The sequence below is a fragment of the Streptomyces sp. NPDC002787 genome (assembly GCF_053592095.1).
The window spans coordinates 73,918-96,675 of record NZ_JBSFVC010000010.1 but is presented as its reverse complement, the minus strand read 5'-3'; the positions used below and the strand labels follow the sequence as shown (position 1 = coordinate 96,675).

Below are 22,758 nucleotides of genomic sequence, written 5' to 3'. Positions count from 1 at the left end.
GTTCTCCGTCAACCGGTGGTGCCCGACACGGACACCTCGGCGGAGTCCGTGCCCTCGTGGTGGCGGCCCATCGGGATGACCATGGGGGTGCGGCTGACGGGGTCCTCGCCGACGACGCAGCGCAGGCCGAAGACGTCCTCGACCGTCGCGGCGGTGATGACGTCGGCGGGGGCGCCCTCTCCGGCGATGCGCCCGCCCTTCATGGCGATGATGTGGTCGGCGTACCGGCAGGCCTGGTTGAGGTCGTGCAGCACCATGACCACGGTGCGGCCCTGGTGCCGGTTGAGGTCGGTGACGAGGTCGAGGACGTCGATCTGGTGGGCGAGGTCGAGATAGGTCGTCGGCTCGTCCAGCAGCATCACGGGGGTGCCCTGGGCGACGGCCATGGCGATCCAGGCGCGTTGCCGCTGTCCGCCGGAGAGTTCGTCGACGGGCCGGTGGGCGAGGTCGGTCATGGCGGTGGCCGCGAGCGCCTCGTGCACGGCCTCCTCGTCGCTCCGCGACCACTGCCGCCACCAGGTCTGGTGCGGTGAACGCCCGCGTCCCACCAGGTCGATGACGGTCAGGCCCTCGGGCGCGACGGGGGTCTGCGGGAGGATGCCGAGCTTCTGGGCGAGCGTACGGGTCGGGATGGAGTGCACCGAGCGGCCGTCGAGATGGACGGCGCCCGCCTTGGGGGTCAGCAGCCGGGCCAGGGCGCGCAGCAGGGTGGACTTGCCGCAGGCGTTGGCGCCGACGATCGCGGTGACCCGGCCGGTGGGGATCGCCAGGTCGAGGCCGTCGACGACGATCCGGTCGTCGTAGGCCAGGCGCAGGCCCTCGGCGCGCAGGTCGGGGCCGTCGACGGGACGGGCGGGACTGCCACCGGGGCCGGTGGTGCGGTCGCGGCCGGGCCCGGTGGTGCGGTCCGCGGGTCCGGCGGGGTGGCCACCGGGCCCGGCGGGGTGGCCACCGTGTCCTGCGGCGCGGTCGCCGGCGCCGTTGTCGGCGCGGCTGTCGCGCGCGGTGGCCGGTTCGTACTTCGATGACACGTCTTCAGCCTCCTGAACCGGCGCGGTTGGCGCGGATGAGCAGCCACAGCAGTACGGGTGCGCCGAGCACACCGGTGACGACCCCGACCGGAAGTTCCGTGTCCGGGATGACTTTCCGGGCGACGAGGTCGGACACGAGCACCAGTACGGCGCCGGTGAGCCCCGCGGCGACGGGTGGCGGGAACGGGGTGCCTGCCAGGCGCTGGGCGACCTGGGGCGCGGCGAGCGCCACGAAGGCGACGGGCCCGGCGGTGGCGGTGCCGAAGGCCACGAGTACGACGGCGATGAGCAGGACGGCCACGCGGACGATCTGCACACGGGTGCCGAGGCCCCGGGCGACGTCGTCCCCGAGTTGCAGAACACGGATCTGCCGGCCGAGCAGGATCGCCGGGGGCAGCAGCACGGCCATGGTGACGGCGAGCGGGCCGATCTGTTCCCAGGTGCGGCCGTTGAGATTGCCGACGAGCCAGCCGAGGGCGGCCTGTGCCTGGAAGCGCTGGCCGCGGGCCATGAGGTAGTCGGTGACGCTCGTACAGATCCAGGCCATGCCGATGCCGACGAGGACGATGCGGTAGCCGGTGGTGCCGCGTTTCCAGGCCAGGACGTACACCAGCAGACCGGCGGTCAGCGCGCCGAGCAGGCCCAGGGCCTGGGTGCCGAGGCCGCCGTCCCAGCCGAGGACGATCCCGGCGACGACCGCCGTGCCGGCGCCCTGGGTGATGCCCATCATGTCGGGGCTGGCCAGCGGGTTGAGGGTGACCGTCTGGAGGAGGGCGCCGGAGACGCCGAAGGCGACTCCGACGAGCAGTCCGGCCAGGGCGCGCGGCAGCCGCAGTTCGTGGACGATCAGCTCGGTGGCGGGGTCGCCCGTGCCGACCAGGGCCTGCATCACATCGGTGAGCGGGAGGGCGATGTCCCCGATCGAGGTCTCCACGGTGAACGCCAGGAACGCGGCGGCCGCGAGCAGCAGACAGACGGCCAGCAGCCGGGGACGTACGACACCGGACACGGGCGGGACCGGGAGCCGGAAGGCGATCCGGTCGGCCGTGCGGCGCCTGGGCCTCGGATCCACGGCGCCCTTCGAGGGCGGCACGGGCGCGAGTTCGGTGGTCATCGGCTCACAGCTCCACGGGTTCGGTGGTCATGGGCCGCCGGCGCCACTGTTGCGTAGGCGCCGGGTTGCCAGTGGCACGGCTCGGGGACCGTGGATCGGCGATTGCGCGGGGCGGGGAGCGGGGAGCGGCGGTTACCCGGCTCGAAGACCATGGACCGGTGAATACGCGGCTCGGGAACCATGGACCAGCCGATCGAGGGCGCGGTGGCGATGAGTTGGCCAGTACCCGCCTCGTCTGTCACGGGTGTGGCGGGTGTCGCGGCTGTCTCGGGTCGCGAAGCCCACGGCTCGGTGAGCCCGGGCGGCGAAGCCCGCAACTCGGCGTCCAGAGGCCGCGCACCCCACGGCTCAGTGAGCCCAGGCCGCGAAGCCCGCAGCTCGGCGGTCACTACCACCGCATCCGAAGGCCCGACGGTCACAACCACCGCACCCCCCGCCTCCCCGGCCACACCTCCGTGTCTCCACGGTCGAGAAGTCATCGTTCACAGCTCCGCGAGGCGTCGGCGGCGGACCAGGGCGATGAAGAAGGGGCCGCCGATGAAGGCAACCAGGATGCCGGCCTGGACCTCGGTCGGGCGGGCGATGAGTCGGCCGGCGATGTCGGCGGCCAGGAGGAGGCAGGGCGCGAGTACGGCGGAGAGCGGCAGCAGCCAGCGGTGGTCCGGGCCGATGCCGGCGAGTTGGGCGAGGACGCGGGCGATGTGCGGGACCACCAGGCCGACGAAGACGACGGGCCCGATGACGGCGACCGCTCCCCCGGTGAGCAGGGTGATGGCCACGACCCCCTGGACACGGACCAGGCCGAGCTTGAGCCCGAGCGACTTCGCGACGTCGTCGCCGAGCGCAAGGCGGTTGAGGGCCGGCGCGCTGGCGAGGGCGAGGATCGCGCCGACCGCCAGGAACGGCAGGACCCGCAGCAGGACCTCCTCGTCCTGGTTGGCGAGGGAGCCCGCGTTCCAGAAGCGGTAGCGGTTGAGGGCGTCCGGGTCGGTGAGGGCGATGGCGCTGGTCAGCGAGAACAGCAGGGAGGTCACGGCGACCCCGGCCAGGGCGAGTTTGACCGGGGTGGAGCCGGACCGGCCGAGCCCGCCGAGGAGGTAGACCAGGACGCTCGCGACGAACGCGCCGGCGAAGGCGAACCAGATGTACCCGTACAGCGAGCCGATGCCGAGCACCCCGACCGACAGGACGACCGCGAAGGCCGCGCCCGCGCTGACGCCGAGGATGCCCGGGTCGGCGAGCGGATTACGGGTCAGGGCCTGCATCAGCGCGCCCGAGAGGCCGAGCGCGGCGCCGGTGGCGAGGCCGAGGGCGGTGCGCGGCAGGCGTACGGACCAGATGACGGTGTCGACACGGGTGTCGGGGGCGTCGCCGAGCAGAGTGTGCCACACCTGGTCGAGGGGGACGCCGAGCGCGCCGAACGCCATCGACAGGGCGCACAGCGTGAGCAGGGCCGCGCCCGAGAGCGTCAGCAGCAGTACCGCGCGGGGGCCTTTCGCCGCCCGGACCGTCGAGGTCCCCACGTCTTCAACTTTCTTTGATGAGGCTTGCCTTAACTGTAGGGCGAGCGCGGGTTGAACTGTAGGTCTTCCGTCGATTGCCGTTCCGTCTCGTGGGTAACTCTCCATGAGCACCCTGTGAATTAGGTAACCCTTACCTTAGTATGTCGGCGACCCCGGCCCAGGGCCGGGACCCCGACCCGCTGGGGAGGCTCACTGCTGTGTGCGGTTCCGAGGAAGTCCTGGCCCATTGGCGGCGGTTGCTCTCGCCGCTTCCGCTGGAGATCTCACTGCCCGCCGATCGGCCCCATCCGCCGCAGCCGCTTCCCGAACGGGAGACGCGTGTGCTGCCGGATGTTCCGGACGCCCCCGACGCCGTACGACTCGCGGCGTTCGCCGCCCTGTTGCACCGCTACACCGGGGCGACGGATCTGACGGTGGGTCATGGTGGGCTTCCGCTGCGGGTGTCCGTCGAACACGAGCCCACCTTCGCCGAGTTGGTGCGGCGGGTGACCCAGGCGTGGCAGGAGGCGGAGACCCACCGGGTGCCGGTCGGCCTCCTGGTGGAGGAGCTGCGGCCCCGGCCGACGCGTGGCGGCGGCCTGTTCTTCAACACGGCGTTCGCCACGGGCGCGCGGCCCGCCGGGGAGCTGCCGGCCCCGGTCGACGTGCTGCTGGAGGTGGACGAGGGCTCGGCGCGGGCGTCGTACCCGCCGGGTCTCTTCGACGGGACGACGATCGAGCGGCTCCTCGGGCACTACCGGACGCTCCTCACCGACGCGCTGGCCCGGCCCGACACGCCGGTGGCTCGTCTCGATCTGATGGGGCCGGAGGAGTACCGCCAGGTCGTCCTCGACTGGAACGACACCGCGCACGCGGTGCCCGCGGACACCTGGCCCGCGATGTTCGCCGCGCAGGTGCGGCAGCGGCCGGACGCGGTGGCGTTGATCTTCGAGGACGAGGAACTCACCTACGCCGAGCTGGACGAGCGCGCCAACCGTCTGGCACACGCGCTGATCGCCCGGGGCGCCGGTCCCGAGCGGATCGTCGCCCTGGCGCTGCCGCGTTCCGCCGAGCTGATCGTGGCGGAGGTGGCCGTCATGAAGGCGGGCGCCGCCTATCTGCCGATCGACCACGACTACCCTGCGGACCGGATCGCGTACATGCTCGGCGACGCGCGGCCCGTCTGCATGGTGACCACCGGGGAGACCGCGCGGGACCTCCCCGACCCGGCCGACGACATGACGGTCCTGGAGCTGGACTCGCCCGGCACGGCCGCGGAGTTGGCGCTGCGCCCGGCCCACGACCCCACCGAAGCGGACCGCGGGGCGCCCCTGACCGTCCTGAACGCCGCCTACGTGATCTACACCTCGGGCTCGACCGGCCGCCCCAAGGGTGTCGTCCTGGCGCACGGCGGCGTGGCGAAGCTGGTGGCCACCCAGAGCGAGCGGTTCGGCATCGGCCCGCACAGCCGGGTGCTGCAGTTCGCCTCGCCCAGCTTCGACGTGGCCTTCTGGGACCTGTGCCTCGGGCTGCTGTCCGGTGGCCGCCTCGTCGTCGTACCGGCGGAACGGCGGGTGCCCGGCGCGCCCCTCGCCGACTACGCGAACGCGCACGGCATCACCTTCATGATTCTCCCGCCCGCGCTGCTCGCCGCCATGCCCGACGACGTGCGACTCCCGCCGAACGCGACCCTGCTGGCGGGCACCGAGCGCGTCTCCCCCGAGCTGGTGGGGCGGTACGCGCGCGGCCGGATGATGTTCAACGCCTACGGCCCGACCGAGGCCACCACCAACTCCACGCTCGGGCTGTGCGATCCGGACATCCCGGCCGGGGCGATCGTCCCGATCGGGGTGCCCGACCCGGGGACCCGGGCGTACGTCCTGGACGCGTTCCTGCGGCCCGTGCCCGCCGGGGTCACCGGCGAGCTGTATCTGGGCGGCTCGGGCCTGGCCCGGGGCTATCTCGGGCGGCCTGATCTGACCGCCGAGCGGTTCGTCGCCGATCCGTTCGGAGAGCCCGGTGAACGGCTCTACCGCACGGGTGACCTGGTCCGCTGGCGGGCCGACGGGCGGCTGGAGTTCCTGGGGCGCGCCGACGCGCAGGTCAAGATCCGCGGTTTCCGTATCGAACCGGGCGAGATCGAGTCGGTGCTGCGCGGCCATCCGGCCGTCGACCAGGTCACCGTGGTCGTCCGCGAGGACCGGCCCGGCGACCGCCGCCTCGCCGCCTATGTCGTCCCCGCCCTCGACGGGCCCCGCGACGCGGACCCGGACACCCGGGTCGAGGAGTGGAAGGAGCTGCACGACCTCCTCTACGGCGCGGCCGGCGCCGAGGACGCGGGCGGACAGGGCGCTGCCGGTTCCGGCCTCCGCGAGAACTACGCGGGCTGGAACAGCATGTACGACGGCACGCCGATCCCCGTCGAGGAGATGCGCGAATGGCGGGCCGCGACCGTCGAACGCATCCGTGAACTCGGCGGCGTACGGCGCGTGTTGGAGATCGGCGTCGGCAGCGGCCTGATCCTGTCCGCGATCGCGCCCGGCTGCGAGGCCTACTGGGGCACCGACCTGTCGGCACGGGCCGTGGCGGCCCTGCGCGCGCAGGTGGACGCCGACGCCGAGCTGGCCGCGAAGGTCGAGCTGCGGGCCCAGCCCGCCCACGACATCGACGGGCTGCCGGCCGGGTACTTCGACACGGTCGTGATCAACTCGGTCGCCCAGTACTTCCCCAGCGGGGAGTACCTGACCGACGTGCTGCGCCAGGTGTCGGGGCTGCTGGCCCCCGGCGGCCGGATCTTCGTCGGCGACGTCCGCAACCTGCGGCTGCTGCGCCCGCTGCGCGCGGCGGTGGAGGCCCGGAGGGCGACCGGTGACGAGGACGAGGACAAGAGCGCACTGCGGGCGGCCGTCGAGCGGTCGGTGCGCTGGGAGGGCGAACTCCTTCTCGACCCGGACTTCTTCGCCGCGCTGGACGGCTTCGACGCCGAGATCCGCATCAAACGGGCCACACACCACAACGAGCTGAGCCGGTACCGGTACGACGTCGTGCTGCGCGCCGGGGCTCCGGCGGCCCCTCGGGCAGTGCCGGAGGTGCGCTGGTCGACCGTCGGCGGGCTCGACGGTCTGGCACGGCTGCTGGCCGGGCGCCCGAGCGGGCTGCGCGTGACCGGTGTGCCCAACGCGCGCCTCGCGGACGACCTGGCGGATCTGCGGCGGCTGGAGGGCAGCAGCCAGGAGGCGGCACCCGGGACCGACCCGGAGGACGTGCACGCGCTGGCGGCGGAGCACGGCTGCCGGGCGGCGCTCACCTGGAACGGAAGCGCCGACGACGGTGCGTTCGACGCGGTGTTCACGCTGGACGGCGACTTCGGCCCGCTCTACCGGACGGCCGACGCCTATCCGCACGCCAACCGGCCCGCGCCCTTCCGTGACGTCGGCGCGCTGATGCGGACCCTGCGCGGGCATGCCGCCGAGTGGCTGCCCGACTACATGGTCCCCTCGGCGTTCGTCCCGCTGCACACCCTGCCGGTCACTCCCAGCGGCAAGATCGACGGGAGAGCGCTGCCGGCGCCGGACTACGCGGTGATGAGCTCCGGCCGCGCTGCGCGCACCCCCCGTGAGAAGCTGCTGTGCTCGCTGTACGCCGAGGTGCTGGGGCTGGACGCGGTGACGGCCGAGGACGACTTCCTCGCGCTCGGCGGCGACAGCATCAGCGCCATCCAACTCCTCATCCGCGCAAGGGAGTCGGGCCTCAAGCTCACCACCCGTGAGGTGTTCCGGCACCGTACGGTCGAGGCCCTGGCGAAGGCCGCCGTCGAGCGTGTCGACGAGCACACCGCCGATGTGCCGCTGGTGGAGGTCGACGAGCGCGAACTCGCCGGGATCCAGGGCACGCACCCGCTGCCGGTCGAGGAACTGCTTCCCCTCACCCCGCTTCAGCAGGGCTTCTTCTTCCACTCCCTCACCGGCGGCGCCGGCGGGGACACGTATGTCGTCCAGCAGGTAATCGATCTCGCCGGGCCGGTCGACGGCTCCGTGCTGCGCCGGGCCGCGCAACGCCTGCTGGACCGGCACGCGCCGCTGCGGGCCGCCTTCCGCCGGCGTCCGGACGGCACTCCGGTGCAGGTCATCACGCGGGACGCCGAACTGCCGTGGCGGGAGGTCGACCTCGCGTCGCAGGACGGGGAGGTGCGGGAGACGCTGGGCGAGGCCGTGGCCGCCGACGAGCGCGCCCGGGGCTTCGACCTGGCCGCACCGCCGCTGCTGCGCTGCGCCCTGGTGCGGCTCGGTGAGGAGCGCAGCCGCCTGGTACTGACCTTCCATCACATCGTGGCGGACGGCTGGTCGTTGCCGGTGTTGCACCGCGAACTGATGGCGTTCTACGGCGACGACGCGCCCCCGCTGCCCGAGGTCGCCCCGTACCGCGGCTTCCTGCGCCGCCTCGCCGAGCAGGACCGCGACGCCGCCCGCGACGCCTGGCGGGACGCGCTCGCCGGGCTGGACGAGCCGACGCGGCTGGTCGGCGCTCCGGCCGACGAAGCCCCCGTACACCCGGAGCAGGTGCGGGTGGAACTGTCCGAGCGGACCACCGCGCGGCTCGGCGAGCGGGCCCGTGAGCACGGTGTCACCCTCGGCACGGTGGTCCAGGGCGCGTGGGGAATGCTGCTGGGCCGGCTCACCGGCCGGGACGACGTCGTGTTCGGCACGACGGTCTCGGGGCGCGACGGCGAGGTCGACGGCATCGCCTCGATGGTGGGCCTGTTCATCAACACCCTCCCGACGCGTTTCCGTTGGGCACCCGGCGAGTCCCTCGCCGCTCTGCTCGTCCGTCTCCAGGAGGAGCAGGCCCGGCTGCTCGACCACCAGCATCTGGGCCTGGCCGAGATCCAGCGGCTCACCGGGCACGCGGGCTCGGGCGAACTCTTCGACACCCTCGTGGTGTTCGAGAACTACCCCGCCGAGTCGGACCTCCGGGACACGTCGGGCACCGTACGGATCACCGGCGACGCCTTCCACGACGCCGTGCACTATCCCCTCGCCCTCGTCGTCAAGCCCGGGCGCCGGCTCGACCTGCGGCTCAAGCACCACGCGGAACGCCTCGACGGCGACACCGTCCGTGCCCTCGGCGACCGCCTGGTCCGTGTCCTGGAGGCCATCGCCGAGGCACCGGACCGTACGGCCGCCTCTGTCGTGCTGCTCTCCCCCGACGAGGCGCTCGGCGCCCATCCCGCCGGCGAGGAACGCCCCGTACCGGAGACCACCCTGGCCGAGGCGTTCGCCGCGCAGGTCGCACGGACGCCGGGGGCGACGGCCGTCGTCTTCGAGGGCGAGCAACTGAGCTACGCCGAACTAAACGCCCGCGCCGAGGAGTTGGCCGTCCGGCTGCGCGGCCGGGGTGCCGGGCCGGGGGCCTTCGTGGCGGTCGCCGTACCGCGCTCGGCGGAGCTGATGGTGGCGTTGCTCGGGGTGCTGAAGTCGGGTGCCGCCTACCTGCCGGTGGACCTGGACTATCCGGCCGACCGGGTGACCCATATGCTCGCCGATTCCGGCGCCACGACGGTGGTCACCCTGTCCACGACGGCGGACCGGCTGCCGGAACCGCCCCGGCCGCCCGAGCGGAACGTTCCTTCAGTGCTGTTGCTCGACACCCCGGACGACGAACCCGTAGGGAACCCCGTCGCCCCCGTCGCCGCATGCCCCGACGACCCCGCCTATCTGATCTACACCTCCGGCTCGACCGGACGCCCCAAGGGGGTCGTCGTCACCCACCGCGCCATCGTGAACCGGCTGGCGTGGACGCAGGGCGAGTACGGGCTGGGCCCGGACGACCGCGTGCTGCAGAAGACGCCGTCCAGCTTCGACGTGTCCGTGTGGGAGTTCTTCTGGCCGCTCCTCGAAGGCGCGACCGTGGTGCTCGCCCGCCCCGACGGCCACCGCGACCCCGCCTACCTGGCGCGCCTCGTACGCGAGCAGGCCATCACGACCCTGCACTTCGTGCCGTCGATGCTGGAGGCCTTCCTCCAGCACGACGAGGTCACCGGCGACCCCGCCTGGTCGGTGTCGCTGCGGCGCGTGCTGAGCAGCGGCGAGGCGCTGCCGGTCACCGCCGCGCGCCGCTGGCACGCGCTGACGGGCGTGCCGCTGCACAACCTCTACGGCCCGACCGAGGCCGCCGTCGACGTCACGTACCACCCCTACGCCCCCGATGCCTCCCACGAGGAGCAGGGCGCGTCCGTGCCCATCGGTCGTCCCGTGTGGAACACCGGCCTCCGGGTCCTCGACGCCTGTCTGCGGCCCGTCCCCGAGGGCGTCCCCGGCGAGCTGTATCTGACCGGCGTCCAGCTCGCCCGTGGCTACCACGCCCGCCCGGCGCTGACCTCGGAGCGGTTCACCGCCGACCCTTACGGCCCGCCGGGCAGCCGTATGTACCGCACCGGCGACCTGGTCCGGCGGCGCGCGGACGGGGTGATCGAGTACCTGGGCCGCACCGACCGGCAGGTCAAGCTGCGCGGCAACCGCGTCGAACTCGGCGAGATCGAGGCCGCGCTCGTACGCCTGCCGGAGGTGGCGCAGGCCGCCGTGACGGTACGGGAGGACGCGCTGGTCGCCTACGTCGTGCCCGCCGGCGGCGCCGAGGTGACAGACCTCCGCGAGGCGTTGGCCGGCTCCCTGCCCTCCCCCATGGTTCCCGGCGCCTGGGTGGTCCTCGACGCGCTGCCGCTCACGCCCAGCGGCAAGCTCGACCGGGCCGCGCTGCCCGCCCCGCAGGCGGTACGGGCCACGGTCACCCGGGCCCCCGGCAGCCCTCGGGAGCGGCTGCTCACCGAGATCTTCGCGGCGGTGCTGAAGCTGGCGGAGGTCGGTGTCGACGACGACTTCTTCCTGCTCGGCGGTGACAGCATCAGCTCGATCGCCGTCTCCAGCCGGGCCCGCCGTGCGGGTCTGCTGATCGGCCCGCGCGAGGTGTTCGAGCACCGCACACCGGCGGCGCTCGCGGCGGCGGCCCAGGTGGAGGAGACAGCCGCCCAAGACGCGCCCGCCGTGGCCGCGTTCGCGCTGACCGAGGAGGAGCGGGAGCGGGTCGAGCGGCTCGCACCGGGCCGGATCGAGGACGTGTGGCCTCTCGCCCCGCTCCAGGAGGGCCTCTTCTTCCACTCGAACTTCGACGACAGCTCGCTGGACGTGTACACGGTCCACGAGTCCTTCGACTTCGCCGACCGCGTGGACGCCGGGCGGCTGTCGGCCGCCGTGCGCACGCTGCTGGCCCGCAACCCCAGCCTGCGGGCCGGGTTCACGAGCGAAGGGCTGCGCCAGCCGGTGCAGTTCATCGTGCGGGACGCCGAGATCCCGCTGACGGAGGTGGATCTGGCGGGGCTTCCGGAGTCCGAACAGGACGTGCGGATGGGCGAGTTGCTGGCCGAGTCGCGGTCGCAGCGCTTCGACCTCACCCGTCCTCTGCTCTTCCGGATGCTGCTCGTGCGGCTCGGTGAGGAGCGCGGCGACCGGCTGATCGTAGGCCGTCATCTGATCCTCTGGGACGGCTGGTCGGCCTGGCTCTTCCTCGACCAGCTGTTCGCGTTGTACGAGAGCGGTGGCGACCCGGCGGGCCTCGCCCGTCCCGGTTCGTACCGTGACTACCTGACCTGGCTGGAGCGGCAGGACGACACCGAGGCGACGCGGGCCTGGCGGGCGGCCCTGTCCGGCTTCGAGGAGCCCACGCTCCTGGTGCCGGCCGCCTCCGACCGGGACCGGGAGCCGGTGATCCCCGAGCATCTGGAGGCCGTGCTCGACGCGACGGTCGCCGAGCGGCTGCGCGGCATCGCGCGAGGCCACGGCCTGACCCTCAACACCGTCCTCAACGCGGCCTGGGGCCTGGTCCTGGCCGGCGCGACGGGCCGTACCGACATCGCGTTCGGTACGACGGTCGCCGGGCGGCCGAGCGAGGTTCCGGACGTCGAGAACGTCATCGGCATGTTCCTCAACACCGTCCCCGCGCGCATCGCCTTCGACCCCCGTGAGCCGGTCCTCGCTCTGCTGCGCCGCATCCAAAGCGAGCGGCTGGAGGTCATGCCGTACGAGTACCTGGGCCTGGGTGTGCTCCAGGCGGAGACCGGTCACCGGCGGCTGTTCGACACGTTGTTCGTGCTGCGCAACGGCGACACCGAGGAGCGGCTGGCCGAGCTGCGCGAGCGGCACGGCGCGACGGCCGTGGCCAATGTGGACGCCACCCACTATCCGGCGAACCTGGTGGTGACGCCCGGTGAGCGGGTCCGGGTGACGCTGGCCTACCGGCCCGACCTGCTGGAAGGCGCTTACGCGCGACGCCTGTTGGACCGTTTCGTGCTGCTGGTCGACCGGCTGGTGGCCGACCCGTACGCCCCCGTCGGCTCCCTGGACCCCCTGCTGCCCGCCGAGGCCGCCGCGCTCGCCCGCGAGGAGTCCGGGCAGCGACAGCCCGTGCCGCACGAGACGGTGGCGGACATGCTGGCCGCGCAGGCCGCCCGCACCCCGGACGCGACCGCCCTGGTCTTCGGCGCGCAGACCCTCACGTACGCGGAGCTCGACGCGCGCTGCAACCGCATGGCGCGGCTGCTGATCGCGCGGGGCGCCGGACCCGAACGGGTCGTCGCGCTGGGGCTGCCGCGCTCGATCGACATGGTGGTGGCGCTGTTCGCGGTGCTGCGCACGGGGTCGGCGTACCTGCCGCTGGAGCTCGACCATCCGGCCGAGCGACTGTCGCTGATGCTGGCGGACGCCCGCCCGCTGCTCCTGCTGTCCACGCGGGGCGTGTCGCGGACGCTGACGGGCGACACGCCGCGTGTGCTGCTCGACGACCCGGCGGTGGCGGCCGAGCTGGCGGGCCTGCCGGCCGACCCGGTGTCGGTGTCCTTCAGCCTGGACCACCCGGCGTACGTCATCTACACCTCCGGCTCGACGGGCCGCCCCAAGGGTGTCGTCACCCCGTACGTCGGCCTGACCAACATGCAGCTCAACCACCAGAAGGAGATCTTCGCCCCGGCGATCGCGTCGGCGGGCGGGCGGCGGCTGCGGATCGCGCACACCGTGTCGTTCGCGTTCGACATGTCCTGGGAGGAACTGCTGTGGCTCGTCGAGGGGCATGAGGTCCACGTCTGCGACGAGGAGTTGCGGCGGGACGCGACCGCGCTGGTGGCGTACTGCGAGGAACACCGCGTCGACGTCGTCAACGTGACCCCCACCTACGCCCATCTCCTCATCGAGGAGGGCCTGTTGGAGGGCCACCGGCCGCCGCTGGTGCTGCTCGGCGGCGAGGCCGTCACCGAGACGGTGTGGAACACGCTGCGGGACACGGAGGGCACGTACGGCTACAACCTGTACGGTCCGACCGAGTACACGATCAACACGCTCGGCGGTGGTACGCAGGACAGCGCGACCCCGACCGTGGGCCGCCCGATCCGCGCCACCCGGGCCCGCGTCCTGGACACATGGTTGCGGCCGGTGCCGGACGGTGTGGCGGGCGAGCTGTACATCGCGGGCGTCGGTCTGGCGCGCGGCTACCTCGACCGGCCCGGCCTGACCGCCGAGCGGTTCGTGGCGGACCCGTACGGGCAGCCGGGCGAGCGCATGTACCGCACCGGTGACCTGGTACGCCGCCGCCCGGACGGCAACCTGGACTTCCTCGGCCGTACCGACGACCAGATCAAGATCCGGGGCTACCGGGTGGAGCTGGGCGAGATCGAGACCGCGCTCGCGCAGCATCCCGAGGTGTCGCAGGCCGCCGTGATCGCCCGCGACGACACCTCCGCGCCCGGAACGAAGCGGCTCGTCGGGTACGTCGTCCCGGCCGAACCCGACGCGGGCGCCAGGGAGTCGGCCGAGCGGGAGCAGATCGGGGAGTGGCGGGAGATCTACTCCGCCGAGTACACCGAGATCGGCACCGCCCTCTTCACCGAGGACTTCGCGGGCTGGGACAGCTCCTACGACGGCGAGCCGATCCCGCTGGAGCACATGCGCGAGTGGCGCGAGGCGACGGTCGAACGCGTCCGCGAGCTGCGGCCTCGTCGCATCCTGGAGATCGGCGTCGGTTCGGGTCTGCTGCTGTCGCGGCTCGCCCCGGACGCCGAGGCGTACTGGGCGACGGACTTCGCCGCGCCCGTCATCCGCAAGCTCGGCGACGAACTGCGGGCCGACCCCGAGCTGGCGCGGAAGGTGGAGCTGCGCTGCCAGCCGGCGGAGGTCACCGACGGGCTGCCGACCGGCTTCTTCGACACGGTCGTCATCAACTCCGTCGTGCAGTACTTCCCCAGCCTGGACCATCTGCGCAAGGTGATCCGGGGTGCGTTGAGGCTGCTGGCACCGGGCGGCGCGCTGTTCCTCGGTGACGTGCGCGATCTGCGGCAGGCCCGCGTGTTCCAGGCAGGCATCCAGGCCGCCCGCGTCGACGCGGACGCGGAGCCCGAGGCAGTGCGTCGCGCCGTGGAGCGCGGGCTCGCCCTGGAGAAGGAACTCCTCGTCGACCCGGACTGGTTCACCACCCTCGGTGTCGGCGTCGACCTGCGCACCAAGGCGGGCCGCCACCACAACGAACTGACCCGCTACCGGTACGACGTGGTGCTGTACGAGGGGGATCCGGCACTCTCGCTGGACGGCGTCCCGGCGGTCGACTGGAGCGGGCGGGACGCGCTCCTCGCCCGGCTCGACGGCTCCGGACCGCTGCGGGTGCGGGGCGTCCCGGACGCCCGCACGGCCGGCGACCTCGCCGGGCTGCGTGCCCTGGACACCGGCCGGCCGTCGCCCGTCGCCGCGACGGGTGTGGAGCCGGAGGATCTGCGGGAGGTGGCCGAGGCACGCGGCCACCGGTTGCTCACCACGTGGTCCGAGGAACCCGGCTTCTACGAGGCGGTGTTCGTGCCCAGCACCGACACCTCCCGCACGGCGGGCCTGTACCGGCCGCGCGCCGACCGCGGCGACGCCCCGTTCGCCAACACCCCGGCCGCGGGGCGCGGCCACACCGCGCTCATCAGGCGGCTCCGCGACGACCTCGGGCAGCGGCTGCCCGGCTACATGCTGCCCGCCGCCTTCGTGGTGCTGCCCCGGCTGCCGATGAACGACAACGGCAAGCTCGACGTCCGGGCGCTGCCGGACGCCGAGCCGGTGGTGGCCCTGTCGGAGGGGCGGGATCCGGCGACCCCTGTCGAGGAGGTGCTGTGCCGGCTCTTCGCCGAGGTGCTGGGGCTGCCCCGCACCGGCGCGGAGGACAACTTCTTCGACCTGGGCGGCCACTCGCTGCTCGCGACCCGGCTGATCAGCCGGGCCCGCACCGAACTGGGCGCCGAGCTGGCGATCCGTGACCTGTTCGAGGCGCCCACCCCCGAGGCGCTGGCGCTGCGGGCGGAGGGCGGCCGGCCCGCGCGGCCCGTGCTGCGCCCGGTGGCCGAGCGGCCCGCGCGCATTCCGCTGTCGGCGGCCCAGCGGCGGCTGTGGCTGGTGGAGCGCATCACCGGTGGGGCGGTGGCGTACAACTTCCCGCTCGTCTTCCGGCTGCGCGGCGAACTGGACCTCGACGCGCTGCGGGCCGCGCTGACTGATGTGGCGGACCGTCATGAGGCGTTGCGGACACGGTTTCTGGAGGAGGAGGGCGAGCCCTACCAGTGGATCGTGCCGCCGGGCGCGGCCGAGCCCGAGTTCCAGGTCCGCGAGGTCACCGAGGACGAGTTGGCCGCGCGGATCGAGGCGGCTCAGCGGCGGCCCTTCGACCTGACCACCGAACTCCCGGTACGTGCCGAGGTGTTGAGGCTGGGCGACGGTGACCAGGTGGTGGCGCTCGTGCTGCATCACATCACCACCGACGAGTGGTCGGACCGGCCGTTCCTCGGGGACCTCACCACCGCGTACCGGGCCCGTGCCGAGGGCCGCGCACCGCGGTGGGTGCCGCTGCCGGTCCAGTACGCCGACTACACGCTCTGGCAGGACACGCTGCTCGGTCAGGTCGGCGAGGCACAGCTGGCTTACTGGACCGAGACCCTGCGCGACCTGCCGGAGGAACTGCCCCTGCCCCTCGACCGGCCCCGACCGGACGAGCCGACCGGGCGTGGCGGCAAGGTGCGCCTGGACCTCTCCCCCGCCACGGCCCGGGCCCTGCGGGAGCTGTCCGGTGCCGCGAACACCAGTATGTTCATGCTGTTCCAGGCGGCCACGGCTGCGCTGCTGCACCGGCTCGGCGCCGGCGACGACATTCCGCTGGGGGCGCCCATCGCGGGGCGCACGGACGACGCGCTGGACGATCTGGTCGGGTTCTTCGTGAACACGCTGGTGCTGCGCACGGATCTGTCGGACGGGGAGTCCGGCCTGACCTTCACCCAGCTCCTCGAGCGGGTCCGGGAGTCGGCCCTGGAGGCGTTCGAGAACCAGGACCTCCCCTTCGACCACGTCGTCGAGGCCGTGAATCCCCCTCGGGTCGCCGGCCGCAATCCGCTCTTCCAGGTCATGCTGGGCTACCACTACCGGCCCGATGGCGACCCGGATGTGTTCGGTGTGCCGACCGAGTGGTTCGACATGGACACGGGCATGGCCAAGTTCGACCTCCACTTCACGTTCGTGGACGAGGTGGGCCCAGGTCGCCTCACCCTGCTGCTGGAGTACGCGCTCGACCTGTGCGACGAGGCGACGGCCCAGCGCATGGCGGGGCGCCTGGCGCGGCTGCTGGAGCAGGTCGCCGTCGCACCGGACACCCCCGTGAGGGATCTGGAGGTACTGGAGGAGGCCGAGCGGGAGTCGGTGCTCGTCCGGTGGAACGACACCGGGCACGACGTACCCGCGACGACTCTGCCGGAGCTGTTCCGCGCGCAGGTGGCGCGGACGCCGGACGCGCTCGCTCTCGTCCACGACGACCAGCGGCTGACGTACGCGGAGCTGGACGCACGGGTGGAGCGGACGGCACGTGTCCTGGCCGGGATGGGCGTGGGCCCGGAGCGCACGGTGGCGGTGGCGCTGCCGCGTTCGGTGGACCTGGTCGTGGCCCTACTGGCGGTGCACCGGGCGGGTGGCGCCTATCTGCCGCTGGACGCCGACCAGCCACGGGAGCGGATGGCGCTCATGCTGGAGGAGGCCCGGCCGGTGTGCGTCGTCGAGGACGCGCTGCCTCAGGGACCGGAGGGCGAACTTCCCACCACGTACGCCCCGTCGAGCCCGGCCTATGTGATCTACACCTCCGGTTCGACCGGTCGCCCCAAGGGGGTGGTCGTGCCGCACGAGGGCATCGTCAACCGGCTGCTGTGGATGCGGGACGCGTACGGTCTCGGCGCCGACGACCGGGTGCTGCAGAAGACCCCGTCCGGCTTCGATGTGTCGGTGTGGGAGTTCTTCTGGCCGCTGATCACGGGGGCCGCGCTGGTGGTCGCCCGGCCGGAGGGCCACAAGGACCCGGCGTATCTGGCGGAGCTGATCCGTGAACAGGGTGTGACGACCGCGCACTTCGTACCGTCGATGCTCCAGGTGTTCCTGGAGGAGCCGACCGTCGCGCGGTGCACGAGCCTGCGGCGGGTGCTGTGCAGCGGTGAAGCACTGCCCCTGCCCGTGGCGGAGCGCTTCCACGCGGTGCTGCCGGCGCAACTGCACAACCTGTACGGGCCTACGGAGGCCTCGGTCGACGTCACGGCGGGCCAGGTGGTGCCGGGAGCCGACCGGGTGGTGATCGGGCGTCCCGTGTGGAACACCCGGGCGTACGTCCTGGACGCGGCGCTGCGGCCGGTGCCGCCGGGTGTGGCGGGTGAGCTGTATCTGGCGGGCGTCCAGCTCGCCCGGGGCTACCTCGACCGCCCGGGTCTCACGGCCGAGCGGTTCGTCGCGGACCCCTGCGGCGGCCCCGGTGCCCGGATGTACCGCACGGGCGACCTGGCCCGCTGGCGGCCGGACGGCACACTCGACTTCCTCGGCCGCAGCGACCACCAGGTCAAGATCCGTGGCGTGCGCGTCGAGCCCGGCGAGATCGAGGCCGTACTCGCCCGGCACGGGTCCGTGGCCCACACGGTCGTCGTCCCGCACGAGCAGCGCCTCGTCGCGTACGTCGTCCCCGTCACCGGACAGACGGCCGACCCGGCGGTGCTGCGGGCCCACACCGCAGCCGCCCTGCCCGAGCACATGGTCCCCGCGGCCGTCGTCGTCCTCGACGCGCTGCCGCTGACGCCCAACGGCAAGCTGGACCGCCGGGCGCTGCCCGCGCCCGACTTCGGGGCGGGCAGCGGCACCGGCGGCCGGGCGCGTGACCCCCGTGAGGAGATCCTCTGCGGTCTGTTCGCGGACGTGCTGGGCGTGGACCGGGTCGGCGTCGACGACGACTTCTTCGCCCTGGGCGGCCACTCGCTGCTGGCGATGCGGCTGGTCGCCGGGGTGCGGGCGGCGTTCGGGGCGGAGGTGTCGCTGCGTGCGGTCTTCGACGCGCCGACGGTGACCCGGCTCGCGCGGCGGCTGGCCGAGGGCTCCACGGCCGATGTCCGGGCCCGGCCGGCGCTCGGGACGCGGGCGCGTCCCGAGCGGCTGCCGCTGTCGTCGGCCCAGCGCCGCCTGTGGGTGCTGTACCAGGTGGAGGGCCCGAGTGCGACGTACAACATCCCCTCGGCCTGGCGGCTGACCGGTGAGCTGGACGTCGAGGCGTTGCGGGCGGCCGTGCACGATCTCGTCGTACGGCACGAGACGCTGCGCACGGTCTTCCCCGACGAGGAGGGGCGGGCCTACCAGCGGGTGCTGGACGCGGACGACGTGCTGGTGCCGTTCGAGGTGGAGGACACGGACGCCGGGCGGCTCGCCGAGCGGTTGGCGCGGGCGGGGGCGTACGGCTTCGAGCTGGACCGTGAACTGCCGTTGCGCGTACATGTGTTCCGCACGGGCCCCGGGGAGTGGACGCTGCTGCTCCTGCTGCACCACATCGCCGGTGACGAGTGGTCGCAGGGCCCGCTGAACCGGGACCTGGCGATCGCCTACGCGGCCCGTACGGCGGGACGGGCGCCCACGTGGGAGCCGCTGCCGCTCCAGTACGCCGACTACACCCTGTGGCAGCGGGACGTCCTCGGTGACGAGAAGGACCCGGCGAGCCTGGCGGCACGTCAGATCTCCTACTGGCGGCGTGCTTTGGCCGACCTGCCGGAGGAGCTGGTCCTGCCCGTCGACCGGCCGCGCCCGCTGGAGTCGACCTACCGGGGCGGAGCCGCCGATCTCTCGCTGGACGCCGAACTGGCGGCCCGGATCGACACGTTGGCACGTGATCACGGTGTCAGTGTGTTCATGGTGATGCAGGCCGCCGTGGCGACCCTGCTCAGTCGACTCGGCGCCGGTCACGACATCCCCCTCGGCAGCCCGATCTCCGGGCGGACCGACGCGGCGCTGGGGGACCTGGTCGGGTTCTTCCTCAACACGCTGGTGCTGCGGACGGACACGTCCGGCGAGCCCACGTTCCGGGAGCTGCTGGGCCGGGTGCGGGAAGCCGACCTGGCCGCCTTCGACCACCAGGAGGTTCCGTTCGAGCGGCTGGTGGAGGTGCTGAACCCGGCCCGGTCGCTGGCCCGGCACCCCCTGTTCCAGGTGATGGTCGTCTATCTGGCGGCCGGCGACGAGGACGACGGACTGCCGGGGCTGCGGGCCCGCCGGGACGAAGTAGTCAACTCCACCGCGAAGTTCGACCTGTCCTTCGACTTCGTGGAGCGCGGCGACGGCAGCGGTGTCGACGGTGTGCTGGAGTACAGCGCCGACCTGTTCGACCACGCGACCGCGCAGTCCTTCGCCGACCGGCTGCGGCGCCTCCTGCGGGCCGTCGTCGCCGACCCGGACCTGACGCTCGGACGCATCGACATCCTCGACGCGGACGAGCGGCGGCAGCTGACCGACGGCTGGCAGAGCCGACCGCTCGTCGCGGGGCCGACGACCGTGCCCGCGCTCTTCGAGGAGCGGGCACGGCTGCACCCGGGCCTGCCCGCCGTCGCCTCGGACGGCATGGAGCTGACCTTCGCCGAACTGAACGCGGAAGCCAATCGCCTGGCTCGGCTGCTGGTCGAACTCGGCGCCGGGCCCGAGCGGTTCGTCGCTCTCGCGCTGCCGCGCACCGCACGGTTCCTGGTGGCCGTGCTGGCCGTGCACAAGGCGGGTGCGGCCTACCTGCCGCTGGACCCCGACGCGCCGGCGGAACGTACGGCGGACGTCCTCGACGGCGCCCGGCCCGTGCTGACGCTCACCACCCGGGAACTGCGGGCGGCCCTGCCACCGGACGCCGAGCCCTTGGTGCTCGACGATCCCGCCACCGCCGACCGGATCGCGGCCCGGGAGGCCACGGACCTCACCGACGCCGACCGGACCGGTGTTCTGACGCCGCGTCACCCGGCGTACGTCATCTACACCTCGGGCTCCACCGGCCGCCCCAAGGGGGTGGTGATCACCCACGAGACGCTGGGCAATCTGTTCCACAGCCACCGCGAGACGCTCTACGCGCCGGCCGTCGAGGCGACCGGCCGGCGCCATCTCCGGGCGGGGCACGCCTGGTCGTTCTTCTTCGACGCGTCCTGGCAGCCCCAGCTGTGGCTGCTGGACGGGCACTGTGTGCACATCGTGTCCGAGGAGGTGCGGCGCGACCCCGAACTGCTCGCCGCGGCCGTGGTCCGGCACCGGTTCGACTTCCTGGAGGTCACCCCGTCGTTCTTCGCCCAGATGGCCGACAGCGGCCTGACGCTCGACGACGACTGCCCGCTCGCCGTGGTCGGTGTGGGCGGCGAGGCCGTCCCGATCGCGCTGTGGCGGCGGCTGGCCGAGCTGCGCGGCACCGAGGCGTTCAACCTCTACGGGCCGACCGAGTCGACCGTGGACGCCCTGGTGGGACGGGTCGGGGACAGCGAACGCCCGCTCGTGGGCCGGCCGGTGGCCGGTACCCGGGCGTACGTCCTGGACGGGCTCCTCCAGCCCGTGCCGCCCGGTGTCACCGGAGAGCTGTACCTCGCGGGCGGCGGTCTCGCCCGTGGCTATCTGGGCGCTCCCGGGCTGACGGCCGAGCGGTTCGTGGCCGACCCGTTCGGGATGCCCGGTTCGCGGCTGTACCGGACGGGCGACCTGGCCCGCTGGACGGCCGACGGACGGCTTGACTATCTCGGCCGGGCGGATGACCAGGTCAAGATCCGTGGCTTCCGTATCGAGCCGGCGGAGATCGAGTCCGTGCTCGCCGCCCATCCCGCCGTGGGCCAGGCGCTGGTGACGGTCCGTCAGGAGGGCCCGCGCAAACTGCTCGTCGCGTACGTGATCCCGTCGTCCCCGGGCGCAGTCCCGGACCCGGCGGCGCTGCGCGCCCAGGTCGCCGCCCGGCTCCCCGACCACATGGTCCCGGCGGCCGTCGTGGCCCTCGACCGGTTCCCGGAGCTGGCGAACGGCAAGCTCGACCGGGCCGCGCTGCCCGCGCCCGACTTCTCCGCCCTGTCGTCGGGCCGCGCGCCCGCCACCGAGGTGGAGAGGACGCTCTGCGCCGTCTTCGCCGACGTCCTCGGGCTGGAACGGGTGGGCGTGGACGACGACTTCTTCACCCTCGGCGGTGACAGCATCGTCGCGATGCAGCTCGTCGGCCGTGCGCGTGCGGCGGGCGTCCGCATCACCCCCCGGCTGGTGTTCCGTCATCGCACGGTGGCGGCGCTGGGCGCGGTCGCCGAGACGGTGGGGACGACCGCTCACCGCCCCGAGGACGACGGCACCGGCATCGTGCCCCTCACCCCGGTCATGCACTGGCTGCGCGAACTGGGCGGCCCGTTCGCCTCGTACCACCAGTCGGCGCTCGTCCGCACCCCCGCCGCACTGGACCTGCCCGGCCTGACCGCGGTGCTCCAGGCCCTCGCCGACCGCCACGACCTGCTGCGGGCGACCCTCGTACGGCCCGCGCCCGACGCCACCGAGAACTGGTCGCTGCATGTGCCGGCCGTCGGGGCGGTCGACGCCGCCGGGTGGATCGACCGGGTGGACGTGGCCGGACTCGACGCGACGGCTCTCGGCGAGGTGGTCGCCGAGCGGGCGCACGCGGCCCGGGCGCTCCTCGCCCCCGACGCGGGGGTGATGGTCAGGGCCGTGTGGTTCGACGCGGGCGACGCGCCGGGCCGGCTGCTGCTGATGGCTCATCACCTGGTCGTGGACGGCGTGTCGTGGCGCGTGCTGCTGCCGGACCTGGCCACCGCCTGGCGGGACGTCTCCGCCGGGAGGCCGGTGCGTCTCGACCCGGTCGAGACGTCGTTCGCAAGCTGGTCGCGGCTGCTCACCGAGCTGGCCCAGGACCCGGCCCGTGAAGCCGAACTCCCCGTCTGGGCGAGCATCTTGCAGGGGGACTCGGAGCCCTTCCCGCTCGTACGGGAGCCCGATCCGGCCCGCGACACCACCGCCACCCGGCGCGAAGTGGTCCTCCGGATGCCCGCCGAGCACACCGGCCCCCTGCTGTCGGCCGTGCCGGCCGCGTTCGGGGCCGCCGTCAACGACGTGCTGCTCGCCGGACTCGGCCTCGCCTTCGCCGACCGGCGGCGCCGGGACGGCGGTTCGGACACCTCGGTCCTGGTCGACCTCGAAGGGCACGGCCGCGAGGAGGAGTTGGGCGGCGACGGGGTCGATCTGTCCCGTACGGTCGGCTGGTTCACCAGCGTCTTCCCGGTACGGCTCGATCCGGGGCCGGTGGACATCGCCGAGGCGTTCGCCGGTGGCCGGGCGGCGGAGGAAGCCGTACGGCGGGTGCGGGAGCATCTGGCGTCGTTGCCCGCGAACGGTGTCGGGTACGGCCTGCTGCGGCACCTCAACCCGCGGACGCGCGCGGCGCTGGCGGCCCACGAGCCGGCGCGCGTGGAGTTCAACTACCTGGGCCGGTTCGGCATCCCGGAGGAGACGGACTGGTCGTACGCGCCGGAGGAGGACGCGGCGGACATCGGGCCGGAGGGTTCGATGCGGGAGGGTCACGCGCTGGAGATCAACGTGGTGACCGAGGACCGGGCGGACGGGCCGGTGCTGGCCGCGCACTGGTCGTATCTGGAGGGACTGCTGCCACGCGAGACGGTCCAGGATCTCGCCGAGACCTGGTTCCGGGCCCTGCGCGGGCTCGTCGTGTGGGCGGAGCGGAACCCGAAATGAGGAAGAGG

General features: G+C 73.3%; 4 protein-coding genes. 1 reads left to right on the top strand and 3 read right to left on the bottom strand.

Features of this window, described 5'->3' with window-relative positions; all coding sequences use genetic code 11:
• Positions 1 to 8 precede the first annotated feature (8 nt).
• The 3 genes from ACWD26_RS15770 to ACWD26_RS15760 all read right to left on the bottom strand — a co-directional run bounded on the left by ACWD26_RS15770 (position 9) and on the right by ACWD26_RS15760 (position 3,668).
• Positions 9 to 830 carry an ABC transporter ATP-binding protein gene (locus tag ACWD26_RS15770; RefSeq protein WP_451270565.1) on the bottom strand — a complete coding sequence of 274 codons (822 nt, stop codon included), beginning with the start codon at positions 828 to 830 and terminating at the stop codon, positions 9 to 11.
• 205 nt (positions 831 to 1,035) lie between these two features.
• Positions 1,036 to 2,145 carry a FecCD family ABC transporter permease gene (locus tag ACWD26_RS15765; protein WP_451270239.1) on the bottom strand — a complete coding sequence of 370 codons (1,110 nt, stop codon included), beginning with the start codon at positions 2,143 to 2,145 and terminating at the stop codon, positions 1,036 to 1,038.
• A 482-nt stretch (positions 2,146 to 2,627) separates the two neighbouring features.
• Complete coding sequence (locus ACWD26_RS15760; protein ID WP_451270237.1) at positions 2,628 to 3,668, bottom strand: FecCD family ABC transporter permease; 1,041 nt, start codon at positions 3,666 to 3,668, stop codon at positions 2,628 to 2,630.
• 197 nt (positions 3,669 to 3,865) lie between these two features.
• On the opposite strand from ACWD26_RS15760, the gene ACWD26_RS15755 reads away from it, so the two are divergent.
• Positions 3,866 to 22,750: an amino acid adenylation domain-containing protein gene (locus ACWD26_RS15755; protein ID WP_451270563.1), complete on the top strand. Its 18,885-nt coding sequence runs from the start codon at positions 3,866 to 3,868 to the stop codon at positions 22,748 to 22,750.
• The last annotated feature ends 8 nt before the right edge of the window (positions 22,751 to 22,758 follow it).

Excerpts from the sequence above, each read along its gene's own strand:
- ACWD26_RS15765 (WP_451270239.1), bottom strand. The coding sequence starts at position 2,145 with ATGACCACCGAACTCGCGCCCGTGCCGCCCTCGAAGGGCGCCGTGGAT.